The sequence below is a fragment of the Bradyrhizobium sp. USDA3516 genome, assembly GCF_057651995.1.
Genome location: NZ_JBYGYN010000009.1, coordinates 1 through 26,147 on the forward strand (window position 1 = coordinate 1; position 26,147 = coordinate 26,147).

General features: G+C 65.6%; 28 protein-coding genes and 1 tRNA gene. 18 read left to right on the top strand and 11 right to left on the bottom strand.

Annotated features, from left to right (window positions below):
• Nucleotides 1-123: 123 nt before the first annotated feature.
• Genes AC24YW_RS25725 through AC24YW_RS25740 form a run of 4 tightly spaced genes read right to left on the bottom strand, consistent with a single transcriptional unit; the run spans nt 124 to nt 3,624 of the window.
• On the bottom strand, nt 124-705 hold the full coding sequence (locus tag AC24YW_RS25725) for an NUDIX hydrolase (RefSeq protein WP_036003663.1): 582 nt from the start codon (nt 703-705) through the stop codon (nt 124-126).
• A 9-nt stretch (nt 706-714) separates the two neighbouring features.
• Entirely contained in the window at nt 715-1,176 is a 462-nt protein-coding gene (locus tag AC24YW_RS25730; protein WP_487485350.1) for a GNAT family acetyltransferase, read from the bottom strand.
• Nucleotides 1,173-2,600 (bottom strand): FAD-binding oxidoreductase, encoded by a 1,428-nt coding sequence (locus tag AC24YW_RS25735; protein WP_487485351.1) that lies wholly within the window; start codon nt 2,598-2,600, stop codon nt 1,173-1,175. The genes AC24YW_RS25730 and AC24YW_RS25735 overlap by 4 nt, the downstream gene beginning before the upstream one ends.
• 16 nt (nt 2,601-2,616) lie before the next feature.
• Nucleotides 2,617-3,624 carry an L-threonylcarbamoyladenylate synthase gene (locus tag AC24YW_RS25740; RefSeq protein ID WP_487485352.1) on the bottom strand — a complete coding sequence of 336 codons (1,008 nt, stop codon included), beginning with the start codon at nt 3,622-3,624 and terminating at the stop codon, nt 2,617-2,619.
• 50 nt (nt 3,625-3,674) lie between these two features.
• On the opposite strand from AC24YW_RS25740, the gene AC24YW_RS25745 reads away from it, so the two are divergent.
• Both AC24YW_RS25745 and AC24YW_RS25750 read left to right on the top strand, forming a co-directional pair.
• Nucleotides 3,675-3,751, top strand: a tRNA-Pro gene (locus tag AC24YW_RS25745).
• 310 nt (nt 3,752-4,061) lie between these two features.
• Complete coding sequence (locus AC24YW_RS25750) at nt 4,062-4,946, top strand: toll/interleukin-1 receptor domain-containing protein (RefSeq protein WP_487485353.1); 885 nt, start codon at nt 4,062-4,064, stop codon at nt 4,944-4,946.
• Between the two features lie 152 nt (nt 4,947-5,098).
• Here AC24YW_RS25750 and AC24YW_RS25755 read toward each other — a convergent pair whose 3' ends face one another.
• The 5 genes from AC24YW_RS25755 to AC24YW_RS25775 all read right to left on the bottom strand — a co-directional run bounded on the left by AC24YW_RS25755 (nt 5,099) and on the right by AC24YW_RS25775 (nt 7,504).
• Nucleotides 5,099-5,986 (bottom strand): nucleotide-binding protein, encoded by an 888-nt coding sequence (locus AC24YW_RS25755; RefSeq protein WP_487485354.1) that lies wholly within the window; start codon nt 5,984-5,986, stop codon nt 5,099-5,101.
• A gap of 105 nt (nt 5,987-6,091) precedes the next feature.
• On the bottom strand, nt 6,092-6,217 hold the full coding sequence (locus AC24YW_RS25760) for a hypothetical protein (protein ID WP_487485355.1): 126 nt from the start codon (nt 6,215-6,217) through the stop codon (nt 6,092-6,094).
• A 93-nt stretch (nt 6,218-6,310) separates the two neighbouring features.
• A complete protein-coding gene (locus AC24YW_RS25765; RefSeq protein WP_487485356.1) occupies nt 6,311-6,613 on the bottom strand; it encodes a hypothetical protein in 303 nt (100 codons plus the stop codon).
• A 142-nt stretch (nt 6,614-6,755) separates the two neighbouring features.
• Nucleotides 6,756-7,082: a hypothetical protein gene (locus AC24YW_RS25770; protein WP_487485357.1), complete on the bottom strand. Its 327-nt coding sequence runs from the start codon at nt 7,080-7,082 to the stop codon at nt 6,756-6,758.
• Nucleotides 7,083-7,279: 197 nt separating this feature from the next.
• A complete protein-coding gene (locus AC24YW_RS25775; RefSeq protein WP_487485358.1) occupies nt 7,280-7,504 on the bottom strand; it encodes a hypothetical protein in 225 nt (74 codons plus the stop codon).
• 258 nt (nt 7,505-7,762) lie between these two features.
• Here AC24YW_RS25775 and AC24YW_RS25780 point away from each other — a divergent pair, with 258 nt between their 5' ends.
• The 5 genes from AC24YW_RS25780 (at nt 7,763) to AC24YW_RS25800 (ending at nt 11,542) form a co-directional block, all read left to right on the top strand.
• Entirely contained in the window at nt 7,763-8,722 is a 960-nt protein-coding gene (locus tag AC24YW_RS25780) for an N-carbamoyl-D-amino-acid hydrolase (RefSeq protein WP_487485359.1), read from the top strand.
• A gap of 77 nt (nt 8,723-8,799) precedes the next feature.
• A complete protein-coding gene (locus AC24YW_RS25785; protein ID WP_487485360.1) occupies nt 8,800-9,423 on the top strand; it encodes a TetR/AcrR family transcriptional regulator in 624 nt (207 codons plus the stop codon).
• Between the two features lie 54 nt (nt 9,424-9,477).
• On the top strand, nt 9,478-10,671 hold the full coding sequence (locus AC24YW_RS25790; RefSeq protein WP_487485361.1) for an MFS transporter: 1,194 nt from the start codon (nt 9,478-9,480) through the stop codon (nt 10,669-10,671).
• 124 nt (nt 10,672-10,795) lie between these two features.
• The gene (locus tag AC24YW_RS25795; protein WP_487485362.1) at nt 10,796-11,215 is read left to right on the top strand and encodes a DUF4118 domain-containing protein; all 420 of its coding nucleotides are present in this window, start codon (nt 10,796-10,798) and stop codon (nt 11,213-11,215) included.
• A gap of 129 nt (nt 11,216-11,344) precedes the next feature.
• Nucleotides 11,345-11,542: a hypothetical protein gene (locus AC24YW_RS25800; protein WP_157286986.1), complete on the top strand. Its 198-nt coding sequence runs from the start codon at nt 11,345-11,347 to the stop codon at nt 11,540-11,542.
• A gap of 242 nt (nt 11,543-11,784) precedes the next feature.
• Here the strand turns inward: AC24YW_RS25800 and AC24YW_RS25805 are convergent, their stop codons facing one another.
• The gene (locus tag AC24YW_RS25805) at nt 11,785-12,762 is read right to left on the bottom strand and encodes a LysR family transcriptional regulator (RefSeq protein WP_487485674.1); all 978 of its coding nucleotides are present in this window, start codon (nt 12,760-12,762) and stop codon (nt 11,785-11,787) included.
• 117 nt (nt 12,763-12,879) lie between these two features.
• Here AC24YW_RS25805 and AC24YW_RS25810 point away from each other — a divergent pair, with 117 nt between their 5' ends.
• From AC24YW_RS25810 to AC24YW_RS25860, 11 genes are all read left to right on the top strand, one after another.
• Nucleotides 12,880-13,917 (top strand): class 1 fructose-bisphosphatase, encoded by a 1,038-nt coding sequence (locus tag AC24YW_RS25810; protein WP_487485363.1) that lies wholly within the window; start codon nt 12,880-12,882, stop codon nt 13,915-13,917.
• 12 nt (nt 13,918-13,929) lie between these two features.
• A complete protein-coding gene (locus tag AC24YW_RS25815) occupies nt 13,930-14,805 on the top strand; it encodes a phosphoribulokinase (RefSeq protein ID WP_487485364.1) in 876 nt (291 codons plus the stop codon).
• Nucleotides 14,806-14,821: 16 nt separating this feature from the next.
• Nucleotides 14,822-16,840, top strand: a complete 2,019-nt coding sequence (gene tkt, locus AC24YW_RS25820) for a transketolase (RefSeq protein ID WP_487485365.1) — start codon at nt 14,822-14,824, stop codon at nt 16,838-16,840.
• Nucleotides 16,841-16,852: 12 nt separating this feature from the next.
• Nucleotides 16,853-17,938, top strand: a complete 1,086-nt coding sequence (fba, locus tag AC24YW_RS25825) for a class II fructose-bisphosphate aldolase (RefSeq protein ID WP_487485366.1) — start codon at nt 16,853-16,855, stop codon at nt 17,936-17,938.
• Nucleotides 17,939-17,976: 38 nt separating this feature from the next.
• Nucleotides 17,977-19,437 (top strand): form I ribulose bisphosphate carboxylase large subunit, encoded by a 1,461-nt coding sequence (locus tag AC24YW_RS25830; protein ID WP_487485367.1) that lies wholly within the window; start codon nt 17,977-17,979, stop codon nt 19,435-19,437.
• A gap of 11 nt (nt 19,438-19,448) precedes the next feature.
• On the top strand, nt 19,449-19,856 hold the full coding sequence (locus AC24YW_RS25835; RefSeq protein ID WP_487485368.1) for a RuBisCO small subunit-like domain-containing protein: 408 nt from the start codon (nt 19,449-19,451) through the stop codon (nt 19,854-19,856).
• Between the two features lie 99 nt (nt 19,857-19,955).
• Nucleotides 19,956-20,888, top strand: coding sequence for a CbbX protein (gene cbbX, locus AC24YW_RS25840; RefSeq protein WP_487485369.1), 933 nt, complete (start codon nt 19,956-19,958; stop codon nt 20,886-20,888).
• The gene (gene rpe / locus AC24YW_RS25845; protein WP_487485370.1) at nt 20,885-21,622 is read left to right on the top strand and encodes a ribulose-phosphate 3-epimerase; all 738 of its coding nucleotides are present in this window, start codon (nt 20,885-20,887) and stop codon (nt 21,620-21,622) included. Before cbbX ends, rpe begins: the two co-directional genes overlap by 4 nt.
• A gap of 206 nt (nt 21,623-21,828) precedes the next feature.
• The gene (locus tag AC24YW_RS25850) at nt 21,829-22,980 is read left to right on the top strand and encodes an FIST signal transduction protein (RefSeq protein ID WP_487485371.1); all 1,152 of its coding nucleotides are present in this window, start codon (nt 21,829-21,831) and stop codon (nt 22,978-22,980) included.
• Between the two features lie 2 nt (nt 22,981-22,982).
• Entirely contained in the window at nt 22,983-24,854 is a 1,872-nt protein-coding gene (locus AC24YW_RS25855) for a putative bifunctional diguanylate cyclase/phosphodiesterase (protein ID WP_487485675.1), read from the top strand.
• 168 nt (nt 24,855-25,022) lie between these two features.
• Nucleotides 25,023-25,235: a hypothetical protein gene (locus AC24YW_RS25860; protein WP_487485372.1), complete on the top strand. Its 213-nt coding sequence runs from the start codon at nt 25,023-25,025 to the stop codon at nt 25,233-25,235.
• 19 nt (nt 25,236-25,254) lie between these two features.
• Here the strand turns inward: AC24YW_RS25860 and AC24YW_RS25865 are convergent, their stop codons facing one another.
• Nucleotides 25,255-26,091 carry a universal stress protein gene (locus AC24YW_RS25865; RefSeq protein ID WP_487485373.1) on the bottom strand — a complete coding sequence of 279 codons (837 nt, stop codon included), beginning with the start codon at nt 26,089-26,091 and terminating at the stop codon, nt 25,255-25,257.
• Nucleotides 26,092-26,147: the final 56 nt, after the last annotated feature.

Genomic DNA, 26,147 nt, shown 5'->3' on the forward strand with positions numbered 1-26,147 from the left:
CGCCGAGGGTGGCAATTACAAACTCGGACCGCAATCCACGCGACTGCGGCCCTCTCTCCTGACGTCTTCGGCCTCAAAAAGCAGTAGCGCAACAGGCCCACAAGGGGAGAAGGGAAGAGCACGTTACTTGAACACGTGCAGCGCCACATATTGCAGCAGCATGATCGCCTTGGCATCGATGATGCGGCCGTCGGCGATCATCGCCAGCGCCTCGTCGATGGACAGCTCCAGCACCTCGATGTCCTCGCCCTCGTGCTCGAGGCCGCCGCCGTCGCTGACGCGCATCTCGGGCTCGTATTCGGCGACGAAGAAATGAAGCTTCTCGGTGATGGCGCCCGGGCTCATGAAGGCCTCGAACACCTTGTGGACGTGGTGCAGGCGATAGCCGGTCTCCTCTTCCGCCTCGGCCCGGATGCGCTCCTCCGGCTCGGCGTTGTCGAGCACGCCGGCGGCGGCCTCGATCAGGAGGTCGTCGTAACCGCGGATGAAAGCCGGCAGGCGGAACTGGCGCACCAGGATCACGGTCCGTCGCGCGAGATTATACGGCAGCACGGCGGCGGCATTGTCGCGCTCATAGGTCTCGCGGTGCTGGGTCTGCCACTCGCCACTCGCGCGCCGATATTCGAAGGTCGTGGTCTTCAGCGTGGTCCAGCCGTCCGAGAGCACGCGGACGTCCTTGATGCGGACGCGGTCGGAAATGGTCATGGCTGGACCTCAATTGCTTGGCGTGGTGGCGCGGCCGTCGAGCCATTTCTGGAACATCACGGATGTCGACAGCTCGAAGCCGAGCGAGCCGTAGAACGCGTTGGCCTGCGCGTTCTCGCGGCGGACCAGGAGCTGCAGCTTTGCGATATCCGCACGCTGCAGCCAGTTCTCGGCGGCTGCCATCATCACGCGGCCGTAGCCGCGCTTCTGACAGCTGGGATCGACGGCGACGTAATAGACCCAGCCGCGATGGCCGTCATGGCCGACCATCACGGTGGCGACGATCGCGCCATTGTCGCGGCCGACCAGCACGGTGGAATTGTCGCGCCGCCGCGCCAGGGCGATGTCGGCATGCGGATCGTTCCAGGGCCGCGTCAGACCGCAGCGCTGCCACAGCGCGACGACGCCCTCGACATCGGCATCGGTGATCGCATCGATCGCAAGGCGGCCAGGCGAGGCTGAAGCGCTCACAGCACCTTCCCCGGATTCATGATGCCGAGCGGATCGAGCATCGCCTTGATCGCGCGCATCAGTTCGATCGCGGTCCTGTCCTTCACCTCCGGCAGCTCGTCGCGCTTGAGCACGCCGATGCCGTGCTCGGCCGAGATCGAGCCGCCCATGCGCAGCACGATCTCGAACACCACCGCGTTCACATCATGCCAGCGCGCCAGGAAGTCGGCGGTGTTGGCGCCGATCGGCTGGCTGACATTGTAATGCAGATTGCCGTCGCCGAGATGACCGAACGGCACCGGCCGGGCGCCGGGGATCAGCTTCACAACGGCGGCATCGGCTTCCGCGATGAATTCGGGCACGGCGGCGACGGGCACGGAGATGTCGTGCTTGATCGAGCCGCCTTCCGGCTTCTGCGCCGCCGACATCTCGTCGCGCAGCTTCCAGAACGCGCCGCGCTGGGTGAGATTGGCCGCGATCACGGCGTCGTCGACGATCTCCTCCTCCATGGCACGGCTGAGGATCGTCTCCAGCGGCGTGCGGGCATCCTCGCTCGGTGATGACAATTCCATCAGCACGTACCAGGGATGCTTCTCTGCGAGCGGATCGCGCACGTCGATGCCGTGGCGGACGGAGAAATCCACCGCCAGCTGCGACAGCAGCTCGAAGCTCGTCAGCGCATTAGCGGCTTCGCCTTGCGCGATGGTGAGCAGCTTCAAGGCTGCCGCCGGCGACTTCAATCCCACGAAGGCGGTCTCGATCGCCCGCGGCTTCGGAAACAGCTTCAGCGTCGCAGCGGTGATGATGCCGAGCGTGCCTTCGGCCCCGATGAAGAGGTTGTGCAGATTGTAGCCGGTGTTGTCCTTCTTCAGCTTCGACAGCGAATTGAGGACGCGCCCGTCGGCGAGCACCACTTCCAGGCCCAGCGCCATCTCGCGCGCGACGCCATAGGCGAGCGCCGCGGTGCCGCCGGCATTGGTGGAGAGATTGCCGCCGATGGTGCAGCTGCCTTCGGCCCCGAGCGACAGCGGAAGCAGCCGGTCGACCTCGGCGGCCTTGACTTGCGCGATCTGCAGCACCACGCCGGCCTCACACGTCATGGTGTTGGAGGCGGTGTCGACCTCTCGGATCTTGTCGAGCCGGCGCAGCGACACCACCACCTCGCCATTGTGCGGCGTCTGGCCGCCGACGAGCCCGGTGTTGCCGCCCTGCGGCACCAGCGCGATGTTGTGTGCGGAGGCGAGCTTGCAGATCGCGGAGACCTCCGCGGTCGAACCCGGGCGCAGCACCAGCGGCGAACGGCCGTGGAACAGATTGCGCTCCTCGGTGACGTAAGGTTCGATATCGGTCGGGTCGGTAATGGCGTGGCGGTCGCCGACGATCTTACGGAATTGCGCGATCAATTCGGGCGCAAGCGGCGGGGCGGCAGGCTTGTCGATGTTCATGTCCTCGTCTCTTGCTTCACCGCGCCACCGCGGCGCGGCGCAGCCGGTCGTTGATCGCCTCGCCCAGACCATCTTCGGGTATCGGCATCACCGCAATCGCCCGCGGCGCTTTTGCATCGAGGCTGCGAAGATAGCCGAACAGATTCGCCGCGGCCTCGTCGAGATCGGCGGCGGGCGACAAATTCATCACGGCCGAGGCGGCGTCAAGACCGGGCAGGCGCGATGGTCCAAACGCCAGCAGCGCTTCGCCCGGCGCGACCTCACGGGCATTGAGCCGCACATGGGCGCGCGGTGCATAGTGCGAGGCCAGCATGCCTGGCGCCAGCGGCTGGCTATCATCGCTGCCAGCCTCCGCCGGCGGCCGCGCCAGCGGCGCGCCCAGCACCGCCTCGATCCGCTCGCGTGACAGCCCGCCGGGACGAAGCAGCGTCAGTGCGTCGAAGCAGCCGATAATCGTGGATTCCACACCGACCGTAACAGGCCCGGCGTCGATGATCAGGTCGATCCGCCCGGCAAGGTCGCTCTCGACATGGGCAGCCAGCGTCGGCGAGACGTGGCCGGAGATGTTGGCCGATGGTGCCACCACGGCCCCGCCGAAGGCGCGCAGGATCGCCTGCGCGACGGGATGGGCGGGGATGCGGATCGCCAACGTGTCGAGGCCGGCGGTGGCGAGATCCGCCACCGGGCAGTCCTCGGTCTTGGGCACCACCAGCGTCAGCGGCCCCGGCCAGAACGCCTCCGCGAGCGCCAGTGCGCGCGCATCGAACCGCCCGATCCGCCGCGCGGCTTTGAGGTCCGCGACATGCGCGATCAGCGGATTGAACGCCGGCCGGCCCTTGGCGGCGTAAAGATGGGCGATCGCGACGGCATTGGCGGCATCCGCCCCGAGCCCGTAGACCGTCTCGGTCGGAAACGCGACCAGCCCGCCGGCCGCAAGTCGCCGGGCGGCGGCTTCCGCACCGGCCGCGCCGGCCGGCAAAATCAGCGTCTCGACACCCGTTTTCACAGGGATAAAATTCCTCATCTCGGCCGCTTGCAGTGCGTCAAGCCCGACGCTATAAGCCGCCTTCTTGTCGGAGTGTGGCTCAGCCCGGTAGAGCACTGCGTTCGGGACGCAGGGGTCGCAGGTTCGAATCCTGCCACTCCGACCATTCTTCCAAAAGTTGACGTTTTGTTAGGGACTTGGCAGGCGACTGCCGTGCCTTGCGGCGTCTTTTTGCACGGATTGCTGACACCCGTCCACGGCCAAGTCACGCCGGCGGATGGCCGGTTCCGGCGCGCCGGGAACGATAGCGCACCCGGACTGCCTGACTTTCTCGATCCGGCATGGCTCCTGTACAGTGCCGAGGCGGGCGCTGACGCGACGCATGCGTTCTTTGCGCTGGCCGCGCCCACGGGAACGCCGACGCCATTGCACTGACGACATCGCTTATACGATCGCCGTCGGGGAGGAGCTTGGCCATGACGAGATATGTCGACGTCTTCATCTCGCACAAGATGGAGGACACGGAGAAGGCAAAGCAACTGAAGCGGCGCATCGAGGGTTTTGGCCTCTCCTGCTGGATTGACGACGACGATACGGAGATGAAGCGGATCCAGACTTCCTCTCCCGTCGATTACGCGGCGCTCACCGACCGCATCCGCGAGAATCTTCGGACCTGCCGCTGCCTGATCTATGCCTACACCGCCCGCTCGCGCAGCTCGCGCTGGATGCCGTGGGAGCTCGGCTTCTTCGACGGGCGGTGGGGGCGCCGGCTTGTCGGCCTCTACGATCTCGACGAGGGCGCAGAGAAGGCGGAGTCGTCGGGCGAAGAGGAGGCCGGAATTCCGGAGTTTCTCCAGATCTACACCGAGTTGCAGCCGGCGACGCTCGAAGACTTCCTGCAATATGTTCGCTCGCCGCGCGCACTGTCGGATCGCGCCGACGTGGACGTCGATCGCTCGGCCAATCTCGCCGCCGGCCTGATGCGCGATCCCGTCAATGTCTCGATCGACGCGATGCAGTTCTGGATCGCTTACCACCAGGCTTTCCTCGGACGCGCGCTCGGTTCGTCCGGCCCCGATTTCAGCCGGCCGCTGCTGGCCTGGACCGAGATGGCCCGCGCAGCGATGGCGCCGTTCGGGAAGATGATGCAGCCGGTCGCGCCGGGCGCCTTTGACTGGTGGATCCAGCGGCAGGCCGGCGCGAGCATTGCCGCGCAGAGCGAAAGCATGGTGGTTCCCGACTGGCGTCACTTCGCGCCGCATTTTCCCGCGGTCGCGATGCAGTCGCCGTTCGGCGATCCCGATCGAATGGTCAAGTTGCTTCATGACGCCAATGCGGACGCCATCAAGATCAGTCGCTGAGTCCCTGCGAAAATGCCTGCCCGGATGGGGCGCGCGCCTCTCGACGCATCGCCAGACGTTTCGGCCGGACTAGCTGCGAGATGACGCAACGAGGAGGCGTGGCCACGAGACATGCGGCAATTGCCGTGAGGGTGTCGTCCTCGTAATCGCGCTCAGATCGACTCCACGAACGCCTTCAGCGACCGCTCGATCGGCTGGATATCGCCCCGCGTGGGCAAGGCCGCATAGATGTCGCCGCCGAGATCGGCCGGCAGTTTTGATCCGGACTCCCGGATGACCAGAACGTTGTTCTTCCCCTTCTGACCGATGAAGTAGCCCGCCTCGAACACGACGTTGTCACGCGGCACGGCCGCGATGCCGGGCGGCGGATCGGCGAGATCATCGTCCTTCGTGAAGAGAAATATGCCGCCGATCGATCGCGCAGCTGCCTGCTCGATCTGATTCAGAATGGTCCGGCCAGGAATGAAGTCCGTTTGCCAGTCCAGCACCTCGGCACCGAGGCTCTTCAGGTAGGTCTTGATCGATTGTGCGGTCTGGCTCGACGTGCTCGCGTAGCCGAGAAATACGTCCTTGCGCTCCCTCAGCTTGTCCAGCCAGTAATTGAACGGCACCAGAAATTCGTCCGTGTGCAGCCATTCGACGTCTGCATTGCCGTCAAATCCGCCGACGAACCCAGCGAAGTTGAGGTCGAATACGACGCGGCGCTTGATGTCGCGCTGGGCCAGGACCAGCATCGGCAATCCGAGAGTCCGGGTGAGTGCTCCCTCATAATGGTTGAATTCGGTCGGCAGGAGGACCGGCTGCGAATTCGCATCATTGAAATTCCAGCGCGCCATTCCGAGCAGCGCTGCGCCGACGCAGCGCCGCGCGATTTCATCCGCGTCGCGAGGGTGCCAGGATCGCGAAGATGCCAGCCCCGGCTTTCCTCTCGGATTGGTAAAGACCTCCGGGACGAAATTGTGCTTTTCGATCTCGTCGACGATCGCCCATTTCAGACGATTGAGGTTCGGCGGTAGCCAGGGATCCGCGGGCAAGCTCACGTAAATTCGACGCGTGACTGACATTGGCTATCCAGACAATCAAATGCATCCAAAAGCTGCGTGGCCGCAATATATCTACCAATCTGACAGGATGCCTCATTCGAGTCAAAGGGGTTGGTTGCAGGTCAAAGCAAACGCACGGCGGTATGGTGCGATCCGGATCGGCATGCCCTGATCGTCACCTCGCGCCACCACCACCCCCACCAGGAACGCCACCATCAGCGCCGGCACGCCCATCGCTCCTAAGCCCCTCATCGCCCTTCAAACGCAAAACGGCGCGGCCGTGATCGGCCGCGCCGCTGTGATCTTGCGATGTGACGGGCGCTATTCCTCGTAGTCGTAAGGCGCGTAGGCTGATGCGCCCCAGCGGGGCTCGTTGTAGCCGTAACCCGGGCCCGAATAACCGTAGGTGTTGGTAGGTTGCCAACTGCCGATGCGCTGGCATTGGCCCACGCCGGCCATCAACTGGCCGCCACTCATGGCGGGCCCGGCGGCGCCGACTGCTTCTCCGGCCGGTGGGGTGCACGGGCCGGGACCGCGTCCCGCAGCGAGGCTGGGGCTTGCAGCTGCGAGCGGCAAAATCGCGGCCAGAGTTGCGGCGACGCTCACGAGTTTCGTAGGTGTCATGGTTGTCTCCATGTTCGAGGTTCAACGGGGGACCAATCCCGCCTGGCTGGAGACGTTCCGCGCGGAACGGTCGCGATTTCGCGAGCAAGAAGGTTTCCTCGGGTTCACGGAACGCTGCGATTTCCATTCCCGTGAGCGCGCATCATCTGCGAGCCACCAGTACACCGACGAGAAAGGCCACCAGCAGCGACGGCAGCGGGGCGTCGCGCACCATGCCGCGGAGGACGTCTTGCCAGTGCTGCTCCGGCACCAGTTTCGGTGATCGCACGTTGGGCGCGGGCGCGATGCCCCAGTTGGATGCGAGCTCGGCGATCTCGCTTTGCGCGAGGCGCACGCCGTCGCGGACGCGAAAGATCGCGGCCTCGGACCGCTCGCGCGGTGCGAGCAGCATCAAGGTCTCGACCGCAGTGCGCAGCGTCATCTCGCCGTAGCCTTGCAGCCTTACCTGTTCCTCGGGCTCGGACGTCATGCGGAATCCCTCACAGCGTCAAATTCTTCACAATGAGAAGTGGCGCGCGATGGTGAAGGCCGCCGCCGTGCACAGGTCACGTCGCGCGCGAGATCGGCGCGCGTCAGGTGCCTGCTCATGGTCTTGCTCCATGCTTTGCATGGAAATTGCCGCCGCCGCGCTTGGTTCCCTGCGCCGGCGCCGAATCGGCAGGCCGACTATTTCCGCAGCAGCTCGCTCAAGGCCGCCGTCGCCTCGGCGCAGCGGATGTCGTCGATCTCGCGCGACAGGCTGAGCGCGCTCGATCTCAGCTCCTCGAGCTTCCAGCTGTCCGGATGCTGGTTTTCGAGCTGACCGAGACGCTTGTTCAGATCGTCCAGTCTCGATTGAAGCTGCCCGATGCTGGTGGCCCCATTCACTTTCCAAACGCGTTGTGCACGCATCGTCGTTCCCCTGATAGTCTCACGGCCTTGTGAGAGCGGTTCATGGCCGGAATGGGAGTTTGTTTTGTCCAGCTTCAGACAGTGGGGAACCGTTGCAGATCGGCAACGGAATTGTCTGTTTGGGTGCTCACCCCGCGCCGCACGATGATACCCGCAGGCACGGAATTTGATTGTGTCCTCAGTGCGAAGGGCCGCGGCGGCCTCTGTGCGCGGTGATAGGCTCAGGCTTGGTGCACTCGAAAAAATGAGGAATGACGCGTGGCGAGAATTGTGACCATGGCCGCCGGCCAGCTCGGCCCGATCGCGAGGAGCGATACCAGGACCGCGGTGATGGCGCGGCTGATGGCGTTGATGCACGAGGCGCGGGCCTGCGGCTGTGACCTGATCGTCTATCCCGAGCTGGCCCTCACTACGTTCTTTCCACGCTGGTACTTCGAGGATCAGGCCGAGATCGACGGCTTTTTCGAGCGCGAGATGCCCGGTCCCGAGACACAGGCGCTGTTCGATCTCGCGCGTCAGCTCGGCATCGGCTTCTGCCTCGGCTATGCCGAGCTGACGCTCGAGGCCGGGATCGTCAGGCGCTACAACACGTCCATCCTCGTCGACAAGAGCGGCGCGATCGTCCTGAAATATCGCAAGGTGCATCTGCCGGGCCATGCCGAGCACGAACCGTGGCGCGAATTCCAGCATCTGGAGAAGCGCTATTTCGAGCCCGGCAGCGGCTTCGGCGTGATCGATGCCTTCGGCGGGGTGATGGGCATGGCGATCTGCAACGACCGCCGCTGGAGCGAGACCTATCGCGTGATGGGCCTGCAGGGCGTCGAGATGGTGCTGATCGGCTACAACACGCCGGTGCACAATCCGCCCGCGCCGGAGCATGACGATCTCTCGTTGTTCCACAATCATCTGGTGATGCAGGCCGGCGCCTATCAGAACGGCACTTTCGTTGTCGGCGTCGCCAAGGCCGGCATCGAGGAAGGTGTCGATCACATCGGCGGCTCCTGCATCATCGCGCCCTCGGGCGAGATCATTGCGGCCTGCACCACCAAGGGCGACGAGGTCGCGCTGGCGCGCTGCGATCTCGATCTTTGCAACTCCTACAAGCGCACCACCTTCAATTTCGACGTCCACCGCCAGCCGCGCGCCTACGGCATGATCGTCGAGCGGAAGGGCGTGACGATCATGGCGGATGGGACGCCGGTGCCGCCGAGGGGGTGACGCTGTCTCCTTCGTCATTGATTCCTTTCACAACCACGTGTCTTTATTCGGAAACGTTCATTCCCTATTTTCCCGCGATGCAAAAGACTGCCCGCCGCCGCTCCCGGCCTGCCGCCCGTGCGCCCGGCCGCCCCCGGGAATTCGACATGGACACCGCGCTCGACCGCGCCGCGCGTGTGTTTCGCGAGCGCGGCTATCATGCCACCTCGATCGGCGAGCTCTCTGCGGCCATGCGCCTCGCGACGGGGAGCATCTACAAGGCGTTTCGCGACAAGCACGCGGTGTTCCTCGCCGCCTTCGAGCGCTACACGGCCCTGCGCCAGCAGCAGACCCGTAGCGCGGCGGCGTGTGGTGCGAACGGCCGCGAGCGAATCCGCAATGTGCTGCTGTCCTATGTGGAGCATTCCCAGGGCAGCGAGGGGCGGCGTGGCTGCCTCGTCGTCGGCAGCGCGGTGGAGCTGGCCGCGCTCGATCCGGTCGTTGGCGGCCGCGTCAATGCGCAGCTCAAGAGCAACGAAAGCTTCATCGCCGGCCTCATTCGCGAGGGTCAGGCCGACGGCTCGATTCCCCGCCATGTCGCGGCCGACGACACCGCGCGGCTGATGATCTGCATCACGCAAGGCTTGCGCGTCGTCGGCAAGGCCCGCGTGCCCCTCGAGGGCGAGCGCCTCGTCGGCGTCGCGATGAAGCTGCTCGCCTGATTTTTTTGTCACAATAGGGAATGATTATTCTCTATTCATGTGGAGTTGATGCGAATGACCATGAATGCCACGATCGAGACCGCGCCCGGGCCGGATGCAGTGTCGCAGCGCCTGACCTTCGTGCTTGCGGCGGCCTGTGGCATGGTCGCCGCCAACATCTATTATGCGCAGCCGCTGATCGCCCCGATCAGCGCCGCGCTCGGCCTGTCGCATGCAGCCAGCGGGCTGATCGTGACGATGACGCAGATCGGCTACGGCACCGGGCTGCTGCTGATCGTGCCGCTCGGCGATCTCGTCGAGAACCGCGCGCTGATCTGCTCGGTGATCATGCTCGGCGCCGCCGCGCTGCTCGCCGCGGCGTTCGCAACCCATGCGCTGCCGTTCCTGCTCGCGGCGCTGTTCATCGGCCTCGGCTCTGTCGCGGTGCAGATCATCATCCCCTATGCGGCGCATATGGCGCCCGAAGCCATCCGCGGCCGCGTCGTCGGCAACGTCTCGACCGGCCTGATGCTCGGCATCATGCTGGCGCGTCCGGTGTCGAGCTTCGTCACCGCCTTGCTGTCGTGGCACGCGGTGTTCTTCGCCTCCGCCGCGCTGATGATCGCGCTCGCGGCCGTGCTCTGGATGACGCTGCCGAAGCGCAAGCCGGTCACGCGGATGCATTACGGCCAATTGCTGCTGTCGATGCCGCATCTGGTGCGGGCCACGCCGCTGCTGCGGCGCCGCGCGCTGTACCAGGCGAGCCTGTTTGGCGCCTTCACCCTGTTCTGGACCGTGACGCCGCTCCAGCTCGCTGGCGAGTTCGGCTTCTCCCAGCGCGGCATCGCGCTGTTCGCGCTGGCCGGCGTCGCCGGCGTGTTCGCAGCACCGATCGCCGGGCGCCTCGCGGACCGCGGCCATAGCCGGATTGCGACGCTGGTCGCGATGCTGCTCTCGGCCGCCGGCTTCCTCGTGACCTCCATCGGCGCGCCGGGCTCGATGCTGAACCTCGCCTGCCTCGTGGTGGCGGCGATCGCGATCGATATCGGCGTCCAGGGCAATGTGGTGCTGGGCTTCCGCGCCATCTTCGCGTTCGGGCACGAGCACCGCAGCCGCCTCAACGGTCTCTACATGGCGACGTTCTTCGCCGCCGGCGCGGCCGGATCCGCGGTCGGAGCCTGGGCGTTCGCACATGGCGGCTGGACGCTCGCATCGGCCATTGGCCTTGCTTTGCCCGTCGCGGGGTTGCTCTACGCGCTGACCGAGTAGCGCGGTCGGTCGCCGGAACGGTGCGATGCGGCCTATCATGACGCAATTTCCATCTCGCGGATTGATTGTGGTTGTAGTACTTTGGTCGCAACGCACCTGGTTAAAGGGCGGCAGGGGGAGGCTGATGAAGCGTGCGGGGCTGTTTGGCGTACTGCGGGTACAGCCATGGTCGTGGCAGGCGTTTCTGCTCGGGCTCGCCGTCGTCGCGGTGTCGGCCGTGATTCAGGGCATCTGCGTCCTGCTCGGCGCAAAACTTTATTTCGCAGCGTTCCTGCCTAGCCTGTTCGTGCTTGCGCTGATGACGGGCGCACCGGCCGCGGCGTTCGCCGCGCTGCTCACGGTGCCGCTGGTGTGGTGGGCGTTCATCCCGCCCTTCTTCGAGTTCAATGCGCTGACCAGCGCGCATGCCGATTCCATCAACCTGTTCTGTCTTCTCGCCGTCCTCCTGATCGGCCTTGCCGATCTCTGCCGCGCGACGATGACGATCGTCAGAAGCGGCGGGATGAAGCCCTCGGGCGAGAGCGCGGCAACGAATCCGCAATAGACCGCGCCGCGCGCGTTGCGCCCGAGCAACAGTCTGGCAACCATCCGCGAACTTGCCGCGCGCCGCTAACTTTTCGAAAAAGATTTGGCCGCAGTTTCTCCCGCGGGAATGACGAGGGAGTTTTCGCACATGAACGGTCACGCCATCCTGGAGAACGTGCGCCGCTACCGCGGCATCGCATCGCTCTATCGCCAGACCGCAGCATTCCGCCCGGGCCAGAGCTGGTCGCTGCTGGAGCAGGCGAGCGAGTGGGAGGCGCGGGCGCTGTCGGAGCTGGAAGCCTATTTCGCCTCGCGCACGGACCACGCCGCCCCGCTCGCGGCCTGATCGTTGACGGCCTGCACGGCCGCGAACCGCCCGGCGCAGGCGAGATCACCCACGGGGCGATTACGGAGTTGTCTCCGCGCCCTTCTGTGCTAGCAACGGGCCGATCGAAACATTCTTCACGTCGGCCGGGGCACGCGATGACCACCTTCAACCGCATCTTCACGACGGAGCGCCTGCTCCAGATCATCGTGGTGCTGGCGGCGACGCTCGCCATGAAGCTGATGAGCTGAGCGAAGGCCGACCTATCGCCCGCCGAGCTCGGGCACGTCGGGCAGATAGTTCGAGCCTTCCGAGCCGAGAAAATCGAACATCGCCTGCGCAGGCGGCAGCAGCACCTTGTCGCTGCGGCGGATCACGTACCATTGCCGGACGATCGGCAGGCCGGCGACGTCGAGCACGACGAGCCGGCCCTCGGCGAGCTCATGCGCGACAGTGTGGGCCGAGATGAAGGCGATGCCGAGCCCGGCGATGACCGCCTGCTTGATGGTCTCGTTGCTGCTCATCTCCATGCCGATGATCGGCTCGAGATCCGATTTCTGGAACATGCCCTCCATCAGCGTCCGAGTGCCCGAGCCGGGCTCGCGGGTGAGGAAGGTCTCGTGCACGAGGTCGGTCAGGCTGAGGCCGGAATCCTTCTCCAGCCAATGTCCCTTGCGCGCGACGATGATGTGCGGGTTGCGCCCGAGCTGGCGGACGTCGACGGTGACGTCGGCCGGTGGCCGACCCATGACCGCGAAGTCGAGGTCGTAGCCGTGCATGGCCTCGCGGATCTCCTCGCGATTGCCGATGGTGAGTTTGATCTCGATCTTGGGGTAGCGCTTGGAGAACGCCGCGATCGCATGCGGCACGAAGTACTTGGCGGTCGAGACCGCGCCGAGATGCACCGTGCCGCCGGTCCGCCCAGCGAGCAGGTCGAGCGCGCCCTGGCAATCCGTGATCGCGGCTTCGACCCGCTCGGCCAGCGCCAGCACCTCCTTGCCGGCTTCCGTCAGCAGCATGCCGTCGCCGGTTCGCTGCACCAGGGGCAGGCCGGCCAGGTCCTGCAGCTGCCGTAGCTGCTGGGTCACGGCCGGCTGGGTCAGCCCGAGATGGCTCGACGCCGCCGTCACGCTGCCTTTGGCCGAGAGCGCCGCGAGCGAGCGCAGCTGCCGGATCGTCAGATGCCGGAGCTGAGCCGCTGCATGGCTGGGGCCATTATAAGAAAATTCTTTGAGACGCATCATAATTAGAAATTTTCCTTATTAAGCCGCCCCTGTCAATCTCCTGATGCCGCAACTGACCGCAACCTGCCTCCACGGGAGGGAATGGATGCGGCACCGGCAAGGGGATGGACGCAGATGACCGGGCAACTCAGGCTGGACGACCACCTTCATCGGTATTCCGAGACCGCGGCGCATGCGCTGGCCGTGGCAGCCGCGGTCGATGCCATTGCGGCCGCGGCGATCGAGATTGCCGATCTCATTGCCAGCGGCGATCTCGCCGACGCCTCGGGCCTGACCACCGGGCGCAACAGCGACGGCGATCTCCAGCGCGACCTCGACGTCCAGGCGGACGCGATCCTGCGCCGCTGCCTCGGCCGGCTGCCGATCGCCGCGCTGGCGTCGGAGGAGATGCGCGAGGCCCAGATCGTCGATCGTCAGGGGCGCATCTGCATCGCGATCGATCCGCTCGACGGCTCCTCCAACATCGACATCAACATGACCGTCGGCACGATCTTCTCGATCCTGCCCGCCTCGGACGACCTCGCGATCGCCTTCCACCAGCGCGGCTCGGCGCAGCTTGCGGCGGGCTTCGTCACCTACGGCCCGCAGACCTCGCTGGTGCTGACGCTCGGCGACGGCGTCGACATCTTCACGCTCGACCGCAAGGCGGGCTGCTTCCGCCTCGCGCGCAGCGCCGTGCAGATCTCCGAGGCCTGCGAGGAGTTCGCGGTCAACGCCTCGAACCGCCGGCATTGGGATCCGCCGGTGCGCGCCTTCATCGACGAATGCCTCGCCGGCGTCGACGGGCCGGCCAACCACGATTTCAACATGCGCTGGATCGGCTCGCTGGTCGCGGAGGCCCATCGCATCCTCACCCGCGGCGGCGTGTTTCTCTACCCTTCCGATGCGCGGCCCGGCTACGGCGACGGCCGCCTGCGCCTCGTCTACGAGGCGCACCCGATGGCCATGATCATCGAGCAGGCCGGCGGCTCGGCCTCGACCGGGCGCGAGCGCATCCTCGATCTGTCCGCGCAGAGCCTGCACCAGCGCGTGCCGCTGATCATGGGTTCGAGCAACGAGGTGCGGCGCGTCGAGGAGCTGCATTGCGATCCGCTGCTGGTCGCCAGCGTTTCAGCGCCGCTGTTCGCGCGGCGCGGATTCTTCCGGCTCTGAGCGAGGCGTCCCATGTCCAGGAAGCATCCGATCATCTCGATCACCGGCTCCTCCGGTGCCGGCACCACCTCGGTCAAGAAGACCTTCGAGCAAATCTTCTTCCGCGAGAAGGTCAACGCCGCCTACATCGAGGGCGACGCCTTTCATCGCTACGACCGCGCCGAGATGCGTGCGCAGATGGCCAGGGAGGCCGAGCGCGGCAACAAGCATTTCAGCCATTTCAGCCCCGAGACCAACCTGTTCGAGGAGCTGGAGCGCGCCTTCCGCGACTACGGCGAGACCGGCACCGCGGTGACGCGGCACTACGTCCACGACGCCGAGGAAGCGGCGCTGCATGGCGCGGCACCAGGCACCTTCACCGACTGGAAGCAGCTGCCGGAGGATTCGGACCTGCTGTTCTACGAGGGCCTGCACGGCGCCGTAGTCACCGACCAGGTGAACGTCGCGCGCTATGCCGACCTCAAGATCGGTGTCGTGCCCGTCATCAATCTCGAATGGATCCAGAAGCTGCACCGCGACCGCAGCGCGCGCGGCTATTCGACCGAGGCGGTCACCGACACCATCCTGCGGCGGATGCCCGACTACATCCACTACATCTGCCCGCAATTCACCGAGACCGACATCAACTTCCAGCGCGTGCCGACGGTGGATACCTCCAATCCGTTCGTGGCGCGCTGGATCCCGACGCCGGACGAATCGATGGTGGTGATCCGCTTCAAGAATCCGCGCGGTATCGATTTCCCCTATCTGCTCTCGATGTTGCCGCAGAGCTGGATGTCCCGTGCCAATTCGATCGTGTGCCCGGGCGCGAAGCTGGACCTCGCGATGCAGCTGATCCTGACGCCGCTGATCATGCAGCTGATCGAGCGCAAGCGCAGCCTGAAGTGAACAGGGAGAGACTCCGATGAACATCTCCGTCCATGCCGAAGCCGACCTCAATGCGGTCACGCACAACGATCTCGCCAATGCCGTCCGCTTCCTTGCGGTCGACGCCATCGAAGCAGCGCAGTCCGGCCATCCCGGCCTGCCCATGGGCATGGCCGATGTCGCAACGGTGCTGTTCTCGCGCTTCCTGAAGTTCGACTCGGCGCATCCGAACTGGCCGGACCGCGACCGCTTCGTGCTGTCGGCGGGGCACGGCTCGATGCTGCTCTATGCGCTGTTGCATCTCACCGGCGGCGATGTCAGCCTCGATGACATCAAGGCCTTTCGCCAGTGGGGCTCGAAGACGCCGGGCCACCCCGAATATGGCCATACGCCCGGTGTCGAGACCACGACGGGACCGCTGGGCCAGGGCATTGCGACCGCGGTCGGCATGGCTCTCGCCGAGCGGATGGCGAACGCGCGGCATGGCGACGGGCTGGTCGATCACTTCACCTATGTCATCGCGGGCGATGGCTGCCTGATGGAAGGCCTCAGCCAGGAGGCGATCTCGCTCGCCGGCCATCTCGGACTCGGCCGGCTGATCGTGCTGTTCGACGACAACGGCATCTCCATCGACGGTCCGACCTCGCTGGCGACGTCCGACGACCAGCTCGCGCGCTTCGCTGCCTCCGGTTGGTCGGTGCGCCGCGTCGACGGGCATGATCCCGAAGCGGTGGCGCAGGCGATCGCGGAGGAACGGGAGACCGCAAAGCCCTCGCTGATCGCCTGTCGCACAATCATCGGCTATGGCGCGCCTGATAGACAGGGCACCGAGAAAGTGCACGGCGCGCCGCTCGGCACCGAGCAGACGGCAGCGGCGCGGCGGACGCTGGGTTGGGACTATCAACCTTTCGTAGTGCCGATACCGGTGCTCAAGGCTTGGCGGATGATCGGGCAGCGCGGGCAGGTCGACCGCCTCGCCTGGCTCGATCGTTACGAAGGTGCGACGCCGGAGCAGCGCGACCTGTTCGTCGAGGGCAAGGCCGTCGGCTTGCCGTGTGCCTATGCGCTGGCTGCGGCGAAGTTGCGCGAGCGCTTCGCTAGCGAGCGTCCGAAGATCGCAACGCGCCAGGCCTCGCAGCAGGTGCTCGATTCCGTCGCCGGGACGGTCCCGGGTCTGGTCGGCGGCTCGGCCGACCTGACCCATTCGAATCTGACGCACGCAAAGGCGCAGGCCCCGGTCAAGAGCGGCGCGTTCGCCGGCGACTATATCCACTATGGCATCCGCGAGCACGGCATGGCCGCAGCGATGAACGGCCTTGCGCTGCATGGCGGCTTCATCCCCTATGGCGGCACGTTCCTGGCGTTCTCCGACTACAGCCGGCCGGCGATCCGACTTGCGGCCCTGATGCGGCTGCGCGTCATCCATGTGATGACGCACGACTCGATCGGTCTCGGCGAGGACGGCCCGACGCACCAGCCGGTCGAGCATCTCGCCGCGCTGCGTGTCATTCCGAACCTGCTGGTGTTCCGCCCCGCCGATGCCGTGGAGACGCTGGAGGCCTGGGATTGCGCGCTTGCGGCGGAGCATCGCCCCTCAGTGCTGTGCCTGTCGCGGCAGGCCTTGCCGACCTTCCGCAGCGATGCCCGCGGCAGAAACCGCGTCGCGAACGGTGCCTATCTCGTCGTCTCGCCGGACGGCGGCCGCGACGTGACGCTGATTGCAACGGGCTCGGAAGTCTCGATTGCCCTGGAAGCCGCCCGCCTGCTCGCGACCGAGCACGTTCGCGCGGCCGTGGTCTCGGCGCCGTGTTTCGCGCTGTTCGAGGAGCAGCCGGATCATTACCGCGCCTCGGTGCTCGGCACCGCGCCGCGCGTCGGCATCGAGGCCGCTGTCGCCGGCGACTGGCATCGCTGGATCGGCACCGACGGTGAGTTCGTCGGCATGCGCGGCTTCGGTGCCTCGGCCCCGGCGCCGGTGCTGTACCGCGAATTCGGCATCACGCCGCAAAGCATTGCGGAAGCTGCCCGCCGGGCGATCGCCCGCAAAAGCCAATAAGGAGGACGATTCTTGGCCCGTATCACACTTCGCCAACTGCTCGATCACGCTGCCAGCCACGGTTACGCCGTGCCGGCGTTCAACATCAACAACATGGAGCAGGGCATCGCGATCATGCAGGCGGCGGCCGCGGTCGATGCGCCGGTCATCATCCAGGCCTCGCGCGGCGCGCGCAGCTACGCCGGCGATCTCATGCTCTCGCACATGATCGACGCGCTGGAGCGGACCTATCCGGACATTCCGCTCTGCATGCACCAGGACCATGGCAATGACGAGGCGACCTGCGCTTCCGCCATCGCCCACGGCTTCACCTCGGTGATGATGGACGGCTCGCTCAAGGCCGACGCCAAGACCGCGGCCGACTATGATTACAACGTCGCCATCACCCGCCGCGTCGTCGATCTCGCGCACTGGGTCGGCGCTTCCGTCGAAGGCGAGCTCGGCGTGCTCGGCTCGCTCGAGCACGGCGGCGGCGAGCAGGAGGATGGCCACGGGGTCGAGGGCAAGGTCGGTCACGACCAGCTCCTGACCGATCCGGACCAGGCCGTCGACTTCGTTCGGGCAACCAGGGTCGATGCGCTCGCCATCGCGATGGGCACCTCGCACGGCGCCTACAAGTTCAGTCGCAGGCCGGATGGCGATATCCTGGCGATGCGGGTGGTCGAGGAGATCCACCGCCGGCTGCCGAACACGCATCTGGTCATGCACGGCTCGTCCTCGGTGCCGCAGCGGCTGCAGGACATGTTCAACCAGTTCGGCGGCGAGATGCCGCAGACCTGGGGCGTGCCGGTGGAGGAGATCGTTCGCGGCATCCGCAGCGGCGTGCGCAAGGTCAATATCGACACCGATTGCCGGCTGGCGATGACCGCGGTGTTCCGCAAGGTGGCGGCGGAAGCGCGCTCCGAGTTCGACCCACGCAAGTTCCTGAAGCCGGCGATGGACGCGATGCGCGAATTGTGCCGCGAGCGGTTCGAGCAGTTCGGTACCGCAGGCCACGCCAGCAAGATCAAGGTCATTCCGATGAGCGAGATGGCACGGCGCTATCGCGCCGGCGAACTCGACCCGCGCATCGATGCCCGCGAACCCGTGGCGGCCTAGTCCATCGGAAAGCGCAGAGAAAAGAGCAGGAGAGAGACATGAACGCACATACAGGCACGGTCCGCGGCAAAGAGCGCTATCGCTCCGGCGTGATGGAATACAAGCGCATGGGCTATTGGGAGCCCGACTACACGCCAAAGGACACCGACGTCATCGCGCTGTTCCGCGTCACGCCGCAGGACGGCGTCGACCCGATCGAGGCATCGGCCGCTGTGGCAGGCGAATCCTCGACCGCGACCTGGACGGTGGTGTGGACCGACCGCCTGACCGCGGCCGAGAAGTATCGCGCCAAGTGCTACCGCGTCGATCCTGTTCCGGGCTCGTCCGGCTCGTACTTCGCCTACATCGCCTATGATCTCGACCTGTTTGAGCCGGGCTCGATCGCCAACCTCTCGGCCTCCATCATCGGCAACGTGTTCGGCTTCAAGCCGCTGAAGGCGCTGCGGCTCGAGGACATGCGCTTTCCGGTCGCCTATGTGAAGACGTTTCAGGGGCCGGCGACCGGCATCGTGGTCGAGCGCGAGCGGCTCGACAAGTTCGGCCGGCCGCTGCTCGGCGCCACGGTGAAGCCGAAGCTCGGTCTGTCCGGCCGCAACTACGGCCGCGTGGTCTATGAGGCGCTGAAGGGCGGGCTCGACTTCACCAAGGACGACGAGAACATCAACTCGCAGCCCTTCATGCATTGGCGCGATCGCTTCCTCTACTGCATGGAGGCGGTGAACCGCGCGCAGGCCGCCTCCGGCGAGGTGAAAGGGACCTATCTCAACGTCACCGCCGCCACCATGGAGGACATGTACGAGCGGGCGGAGTTCGCCAAGGAGCTCGGATCGTGCATCGTGATGATCGACCTCGTGATCGGCTACACCGCGATCCAGTCCATGGCCAAATGGGCACGGCGCAACGACATGATCCTGCATCTGCATCGCGCCGGCCACTCCACCTATACGCGGCAGAAGAACCATGGCGTGTCGTTCCGCGTCATCGCGAAATGGATGCGCCTTGCCGGTGTCGACCACATCCATGCTGGCACGGTGGTGGGCAAGCTCGAAGGCGATCCCAACACCACGCGCGGCTACTACGATGTCTGCCGCGAGGACTTCAACCCGACCAAGCTCGAGCATGGCCTGTTTTTCGACCAGTCCTGGGCGAGCCTCAACAAGATGATGCCGGTGGCCTCCGGCGGCATCCATGCCGGGCAGATGCACCAGCTGCTCGATCTGTTAGGGGAGGACGTCGTGCTGCAGTTCGGCGGCGGCACCATCGGTCATCCCATGGGCATTGCGGCCGGCGCGACTGCCAACCGCGTGGCGCTGGAAGCGATGATCCTCGCCCGCAACGAGGGCCGCGACTATGTCCACGAGGGCCCGGAGATCCTGGCCAAGGCGGCCCAGACCTGCACGCCGCTGAAGGCCGCGCTCGAGGTCTGGAAGGACGTCACTTTCAACTATCAATCCACCGACACGCCGGACTTCGTACCGACGGCGCTGGAAACCGTCTGAGGAGATTTGAGATGAAGATCACCCAGGGCTGCTTCTCGTACCTGCCGGATCTGACCGACGAGCAGATCACCAGCCAGGTGCAGTATTGCCTCGCCAATGGCTGGGCGGTGAACATCGAGTTCACCGACGATCCGCATCCCCGCAACACCTATTGGGAGATGTGGGGCCTGCCGATGTTCGATCTCCAGGATGCTGCCGGCGTGATGATGGAGCTCGCCGAGTGCCGCAGGATTTGCGGCGACCGCTACATCCGCATCAGCGGCTTCGACGCCAGCCACGGCTGGGAATCGGTGCGGATCTCCTTCCTCGTCAACCGGCCGAAGCAAGAGACGGAGTTCGAGCTGGTGCGACGGGAGGTCGACGGCCGTGCGGTCCGCTACACCACGGTTCGAAAGCCGGCCGCGCACGCGCCAGCTTAGGTCATCCGCTTCCGCGCGGAGCTCTCCCTGCTCCGCATCCTGGCGGACCACTGCTTCGCCGCCTCGCTCGCGGCGAAGCTCTTTTCTTCGAGGGTAGTCATGCTCGATGTCCCCCACGCAACCACGACCGAACATAGCGAAACTCATTTCGATCTCCGCAAGGAGGCTGAAGCCGCCGGGATCACCGAGACGCTGCAACAGCTCGATCGGGAACTGATCGGGCTCAAGCCGGTGAAGAACCGTGTGCGCCAGATCGCCTCGCTGCTGCTGATCGAGCGCATCCGGCAGCGGGCCGGACTAGCCTCCGCGCCGCCAACGCTGCACATGTCGTTCACCGGCAACCCGGGAACGGGCAAGACCACCGTGGCGCTGCGCATGGCCAGAATCCTGCACGGGCTCGGCTTCGTGCGCCGCGGGCAGGTGGTCTCGGTGACACGCGACGATCTCGTCGGCCAGTATATCGGCCACACCGCGCCGAAGACCAAGGAGATCCTTAAAAAGGCGATGGGCGGCGTGCTGTTCATCGACGAGGCCTATTATCTGCATCGTCCCGACAACGAGCGCGACTACGGCCAGGAATCGATCGAGATCCTGCTCCAGGTGATGGAGAATCAGCGCGAGGACCTGGTCGTGATCCTCGCCGGCTATGGCGAGCGGATGACAAGCTTCTTTGCCTCCAATCCCGGTTTCCGCTCGCGCATTGCCCATCACATCGAATTCCCTGACTACGCAGAGGCCGAGCTGCTGGTCATTGCCGAGCTGATGCTGAAGGAGCGCGGCTATCGCTTCTCGACGGCGGCGCGCGAGGCGTTCGAGAAGTACGTCGCGTTGCGCCAGACCCAGCCGTTCTTCTCCAACGCGCGCTCGATCCGCAACGCCGTCGACCGCATCCGCCTGCGGCAGGCCGATCGGCTGGTGTCCGATCTCGATCGCATGCTCGATGTCGCCGACCTCGAAACCATCGATGCCATGGACGTGCTCGCCAGCCGGGTGTTCAGCGGCGGTGCGGATGCGCGGAGTACAGTGCCATGACGAAAGAGATCATGATCGCTCTCTCGATCCTCGCCGCGGATTTCGCGCGTCTCGGCGAGGAGGTCGCCGCGATCGACGCCGCTGGGGCCGACTGGATCCACTGCGACGTCATGGACGGACACTTCGTGCCGAACATCAGCTTCGGTGCCGACGTCATCAAGGCGATCCGCCCCTATTCGAAGAAGCCGTTCGACGTGCATTTGATGATCGCGCCGACAGATCCCTATCTCGAGGCGTTCGCGAAAGCCGGAGCGGACATCATCACGGTGCACGCCGAAGCGGGTGCGCATCTCGACCGCTCGCTTCAGGCGATCCGCTCGCTCGGCAGCAAGGCTGGCGTCAGCCTTTGTCCATCGACGCCGGAAACGGTGATCGAGTATGTGCTCGATCGGATCGATCTCGTGCTGGTGATGACGGTCAATCCGGGCTTTGGCGGCCAATCCTTCATCGCATCGCAGATCGACAAGATCAGGCGGCTCAGGACCATGATCGGCGAGCGGCTGATCCGGCTCGAGGTCGATGGCGGTATCACGCGCGACAATGCCGCGGCCGTGACTGCAGCGGGCGCCGACGCGCTGGTCGCCGGCTCCGCCGTGTTTCGCGGCAAGAGCGCTGGCGAATACGCCGCCAATATCGCGGCTATTCGCATCGCCGCGGAGACCGGCCGGGTTCCGAGGCCGCAAGATAGTTCCGCGCCCGCGAAGCGGCCCGAAGGAAGTACGCTCATCCGGTAGATCGTGGGCGGTATCATCGAGCCATTGCACCGAGGCATTCGGTGTGTCGTGAAGCCGGATTTCCCCGTGATCCTACGGGAAATCGAGCGTGAGTCGGCAATCCTTTCATGACGGGGTAACCAACGGTGTCGAACGACGCACGCAATTAACGACGACGCAATGCGCCGCGCCACAATCTGTGGTTCAAGAATCGCGGAGCGCGTGGGATGCACATTCGATATCTTCACTGGAATGTTGCCCATGGCTGGCGCGGAGCGGACGCCCTGCGCGAGCCTCCGCAGCTCGTGCTTTATTTCGGCAGTCGCGAGCAATTGGCGAACGGCCAACGTCATCGCGAGCTGCGCCGTCTCCATCCTGACAGCCATATCGTCGGTTGCAGCACCGGCGGACAGATCCATGGCGATGACATCTGCGATGATGAGGTTGTCGCCGTGGCGCTGCGCTTCGCGCATACGCAGGTGCGGCTGGTGCATGAGGTCGTCGAGACCCGCGACGCGTCGCGGGCTTGCGGTGAGCGTCTTGCCCGTCAGCTGGCGGCCGCGGATCTGGCTGGTCTGTTCGTCCTGTCGGACGGGTTGGCGGTGAACGGCGGGGAATTGCTTGCCGGCATCACCGAGGTTTTGGGGCCCGACTTGCCCGTCACGGGTGGGCTCGCCGCCGACGGCACGAAGTTCGAACAGACGCTGGTCGCGGCCGACGCCGAGCCGGCGCCGAAGCGCGTGGCGGCAATCGGATTCTACGGTGCCTCGTTCCGTTTCGCGCATGGTTGTGCCGGCGGTTGGGATGTGTTCGGCCCGCGCCGCAAGGTGACCAAGTCGCAAGGACCGGTGGTCGTGGAGCTCGATGGCGAGCCGCCGCTGGACCTCTACGCCCGCTATCTCGGCGAGGAAGAGGCTGAGGCGATGCCAGGTTCGGGTTTGGCATTCCCGTTGCGCATTCACGACGAGGCCGCGCCCGATCGGCAGATCGTGCGTTCGGTGTTCGCGGTGGATCGCGATGCCCGCACCCTGACATTTGCCGCGGACATTCCGGAAGGCTGCACTGCGCAGTTGATGCGGGCGAATTTCGACAGCCTCGCTGCAGGTGCCGGCGAGGCCGGCCGGCAGGCGGGCGGCGCGATCGCGAATGGAATTACCGGCGACAAGCTTGCGATCCTGGTGAGCTGTACCGGCCGCCGCAGGGTGATGGGACAGCGCACGCAGGACGAGCTGGATGCCGTCGCCGCCGAGCTCGGCGACGACGTCGTCCGGATCGGATTCTACTCCTACGGCGAGATCGCTCCGCCGGCTGCGTCCGGCCGCTGCGAACTGCACAACCAGACCATGACTGTCACGGTCCTCGCGGAGGCGGCGGCGTGACCATGCATCGGCTGCTCGCCAGACAGATCCGCCAGTCGACGGACGAATCCGGGAAGGTCGATATGACCAGGCTCGGCGAGCTCGTCAGTGCGGCCTATGAGGAGAGCGACTGCGATCGCCGCCGTACCGACCGCGCGATCAAGCTGATGATCGAGGAGCTGGAGCAGACGCATAAGCGGGCCGAACAGGATCTGCTGCACGCGCGCGAATTTCTCGACAGCATCATCGAGAACGTTCCGATCGCCGTGTTTGCCAAGGATGCAAGGGATTCCCGCTACGTCCTGCTCAATCGCGCCGGCGAGGAATATTACGGGATGCCGCGCGAGGCCATGCTGGGCAAGACGCCCGAGCAGATCTTTCCGGACGAGGTTGCCCGCGTCGTCAACGAGCAGGATCGCCGGGTCGTCGAGAGCGGCAACCCGATGTTCCTGGAGGGGCATCTGCTCGAATTCGGCGCCAAGGGCCGCGATCGTCTCGTCAATTCGCGCAAGCTGCTGATCCGGGACGGCAGCGGCGCCCCGCAATACCTGGTCGGTGTGATCGAGGACGTCACCGAGAGGATCACGAACGAAGCGCGGATCAGCCATCTTGCGCAGCATGATGCGCTCACGGACCTACCGAACCGCAGCGCCTTCAACGCGGCGCTCGACGAACGGCTGGAGCGGGCGCAGGAGGCGTCGACCAGCTTCGCCGTGCTGAGCCTCGATCTCGACCGCTTCAAGGAGGTCAACGACGTGTTCGGTCACCCCGTCGGCGACATACTGATGCGGGCGGCCGCCGACCGGCTTGCCGCGGAAGCCGACGGCGCCTTCGTCGCCCGAATCGGCGGCGACGAGTTCATGATCCTGATGCCCGACGATGCCAGCCGTGAGCACGTTCTGGCGCTGGCCGAACGCCTGGTCGAGACGATCGGCAAGGAGCTCGAGGTCGACGACTATCTCTCCCACGTAGGCCTCAGCGTCGGCATCGCGTTCTATCCGGACGATGGCGTGAACGCGGCGACGCTGCTCGCCAACGCCGACTCGGCTCTCTACCGCGCCAAGCGCGAGGGCAGGGGCCGCGTCCGCTGCTTCGAGTCCGAGATGGACCAGGAGCTGCGCGACCGCAGGCTGTTGCAGCACGACCTGCGGCAGGCGCTGGAGCAGAACCAGCTCCTGGTCTATTTCCAGCCGCAGGCGCGGGTGGATGGCGAGGTCATCGGCTTCGAGGCGCTGCTGCGATGGAATCACCCGACGCGCGGCTTCGTGCCGCCGGACCAGTTCATTCCGCTCGCGGAAGAGAACGGGCTGATCGTCGAAATCGGCGAATGGGTGCTGCGCGAGGCGTGCCGCGAGGCGGCATCCTGGCCGCGGCCGTTGCAGGTCGCGGTCAATCTGTCGCCGGTCCAGTTCCAGGCCGGCGATCTCGAGCGCTCGATCCACCAGATCTTGTTGGAGACGGGGCTGACGCCGACGCGGCTCGAGGTCGAGATCACCGAGGGCGTGCTGATCGGCGATTTCACCCGCGCGCTCAATCTTCTGCGGCGGCTGAAGGCCCTCGGCATCCGCATCGCCATGGACGATTTCGGTACCGGCTATTCCGCGCTGTCCTATCTGCAATCGTTCCCGTTCGACAAGATCAAGATCGACCGCAGTTTCATCTCCAACCTGGAGGCGACGCCGCAATCGGCCGAGATTGTCCGCGCCGTGCTCAGCCTTGCGCACGCGCTGAAGATCCCGGTCATTGCCGAGGGAGTGGAGACGGAAGCCCAGCGTGCTTTCCTGGAGCGCGAGGCCTGCGAGGAGATGCAAGGCTATCTCGTCGGCCGGCCCGACCTGATCGAACGCTATCTCGACCTGGTCGGCCTCGCCGTGGAGCGCCGCCTCTACGCCTAGCATTGGACACAGAGTTCCAAGCGGGCGCTTGGAACTAAAATCCTTGCCGGCGCTTCTCGAAAATTAACTTGGTTCAGGCGCGTTGTGCGCGCAGCAAATGTTTTGCATAAGCGCCATCGGCCTGACGCAAATCAGGGCAATAAGCCCGTGAACGCGAGGGAGGGTCTCATGGAGAACGTACGTCGCTACCGGGCGCTGGCGTCCCTCTGCCGTCAGCAGGCGGCCTACCGGCCGCTCCAGAACTGGGAACTCCTCGGCCAGGCCGAACATTTCGAACATCTCGCAGAAATCGAGCTCAAGGCGCATTTCGACGCGTGCAATGTGCATCGCGGCGAGGACGTCGCCGCGCCCGCGCCATGGGAGGCTCCCGTCGCGGCGTGACGGCGCCAGCCGGCTCGCCTCAATGGGACATCAGCGTCGGGACCGTCATGGCATCCAGCATGGCGCGGGTGACGCCCCCGAGAACGCGTTCCTGCAATCGCGAATGGCCGTAGCCGCCCATCACCAGGAGATCCAGACTCTCGTCGGCCGCCAGCGACAGGATCGTCGGCTGAATGTCGGCGCGCGCGGCGGTCAGGCTGACCGTGCGGGTCGACAGTCCGCGCCGGCCGAGATGTCTGGCCAGCCCGCTCGCTGAAGCTTCGCCGGCGCCGGCCTCGGTCTCGTTGACGCTGATGATCACGATCTCTTCGGCGCGCGCCAGGAACGGGGCGGCGTCGCGCATGGCCCGGGCGGCAACGCGGCTGCCGTCCCAGCAGATGCCGATCCGCTTCGCATTGAAGGCTCCCCGGAACGTGTAGGGCAGGAACAGCACCGGGCCGCCCGCTCGGAACAGGATCTCGCTCGGCACGTCGTTGTCGAACGAGCCCTGCGCCGGATCGGGCTGGAGCACGACGTTGAGATCGTGCAGCCGTGCCATCTCGCCGAGCGAGCCGGCGGCATCCGCCGGGATCGCGCCGAGTGCGTGGCAGGTATGGGAGATGCCGGCGTTCGCCGCCTCGCTCTCGAATACCGCGAGCGTAGCCTCGGCCCGCTCCACGGCGCGCTCGCGTTCAAGCTCGAACACGGCCGCCACCGCCGCGCCGCCTTCCATCACGTAAGCCGCACTGGTGGCGACATAGCCGACCGCGACCGCGTCGAGATGCGCGTTGAGGTTCGCCGCGAGCGAGACCGAGCCGTCGATCGCGGGACGCATGGGACGTTCGGTGGGAATGTGGACGAGAATGTCTTTGTACATGGCGCGCCTCCGCTGAGCATCATCCGAGGAGCGCAGTTTTTCACCGCGCGAAGGCG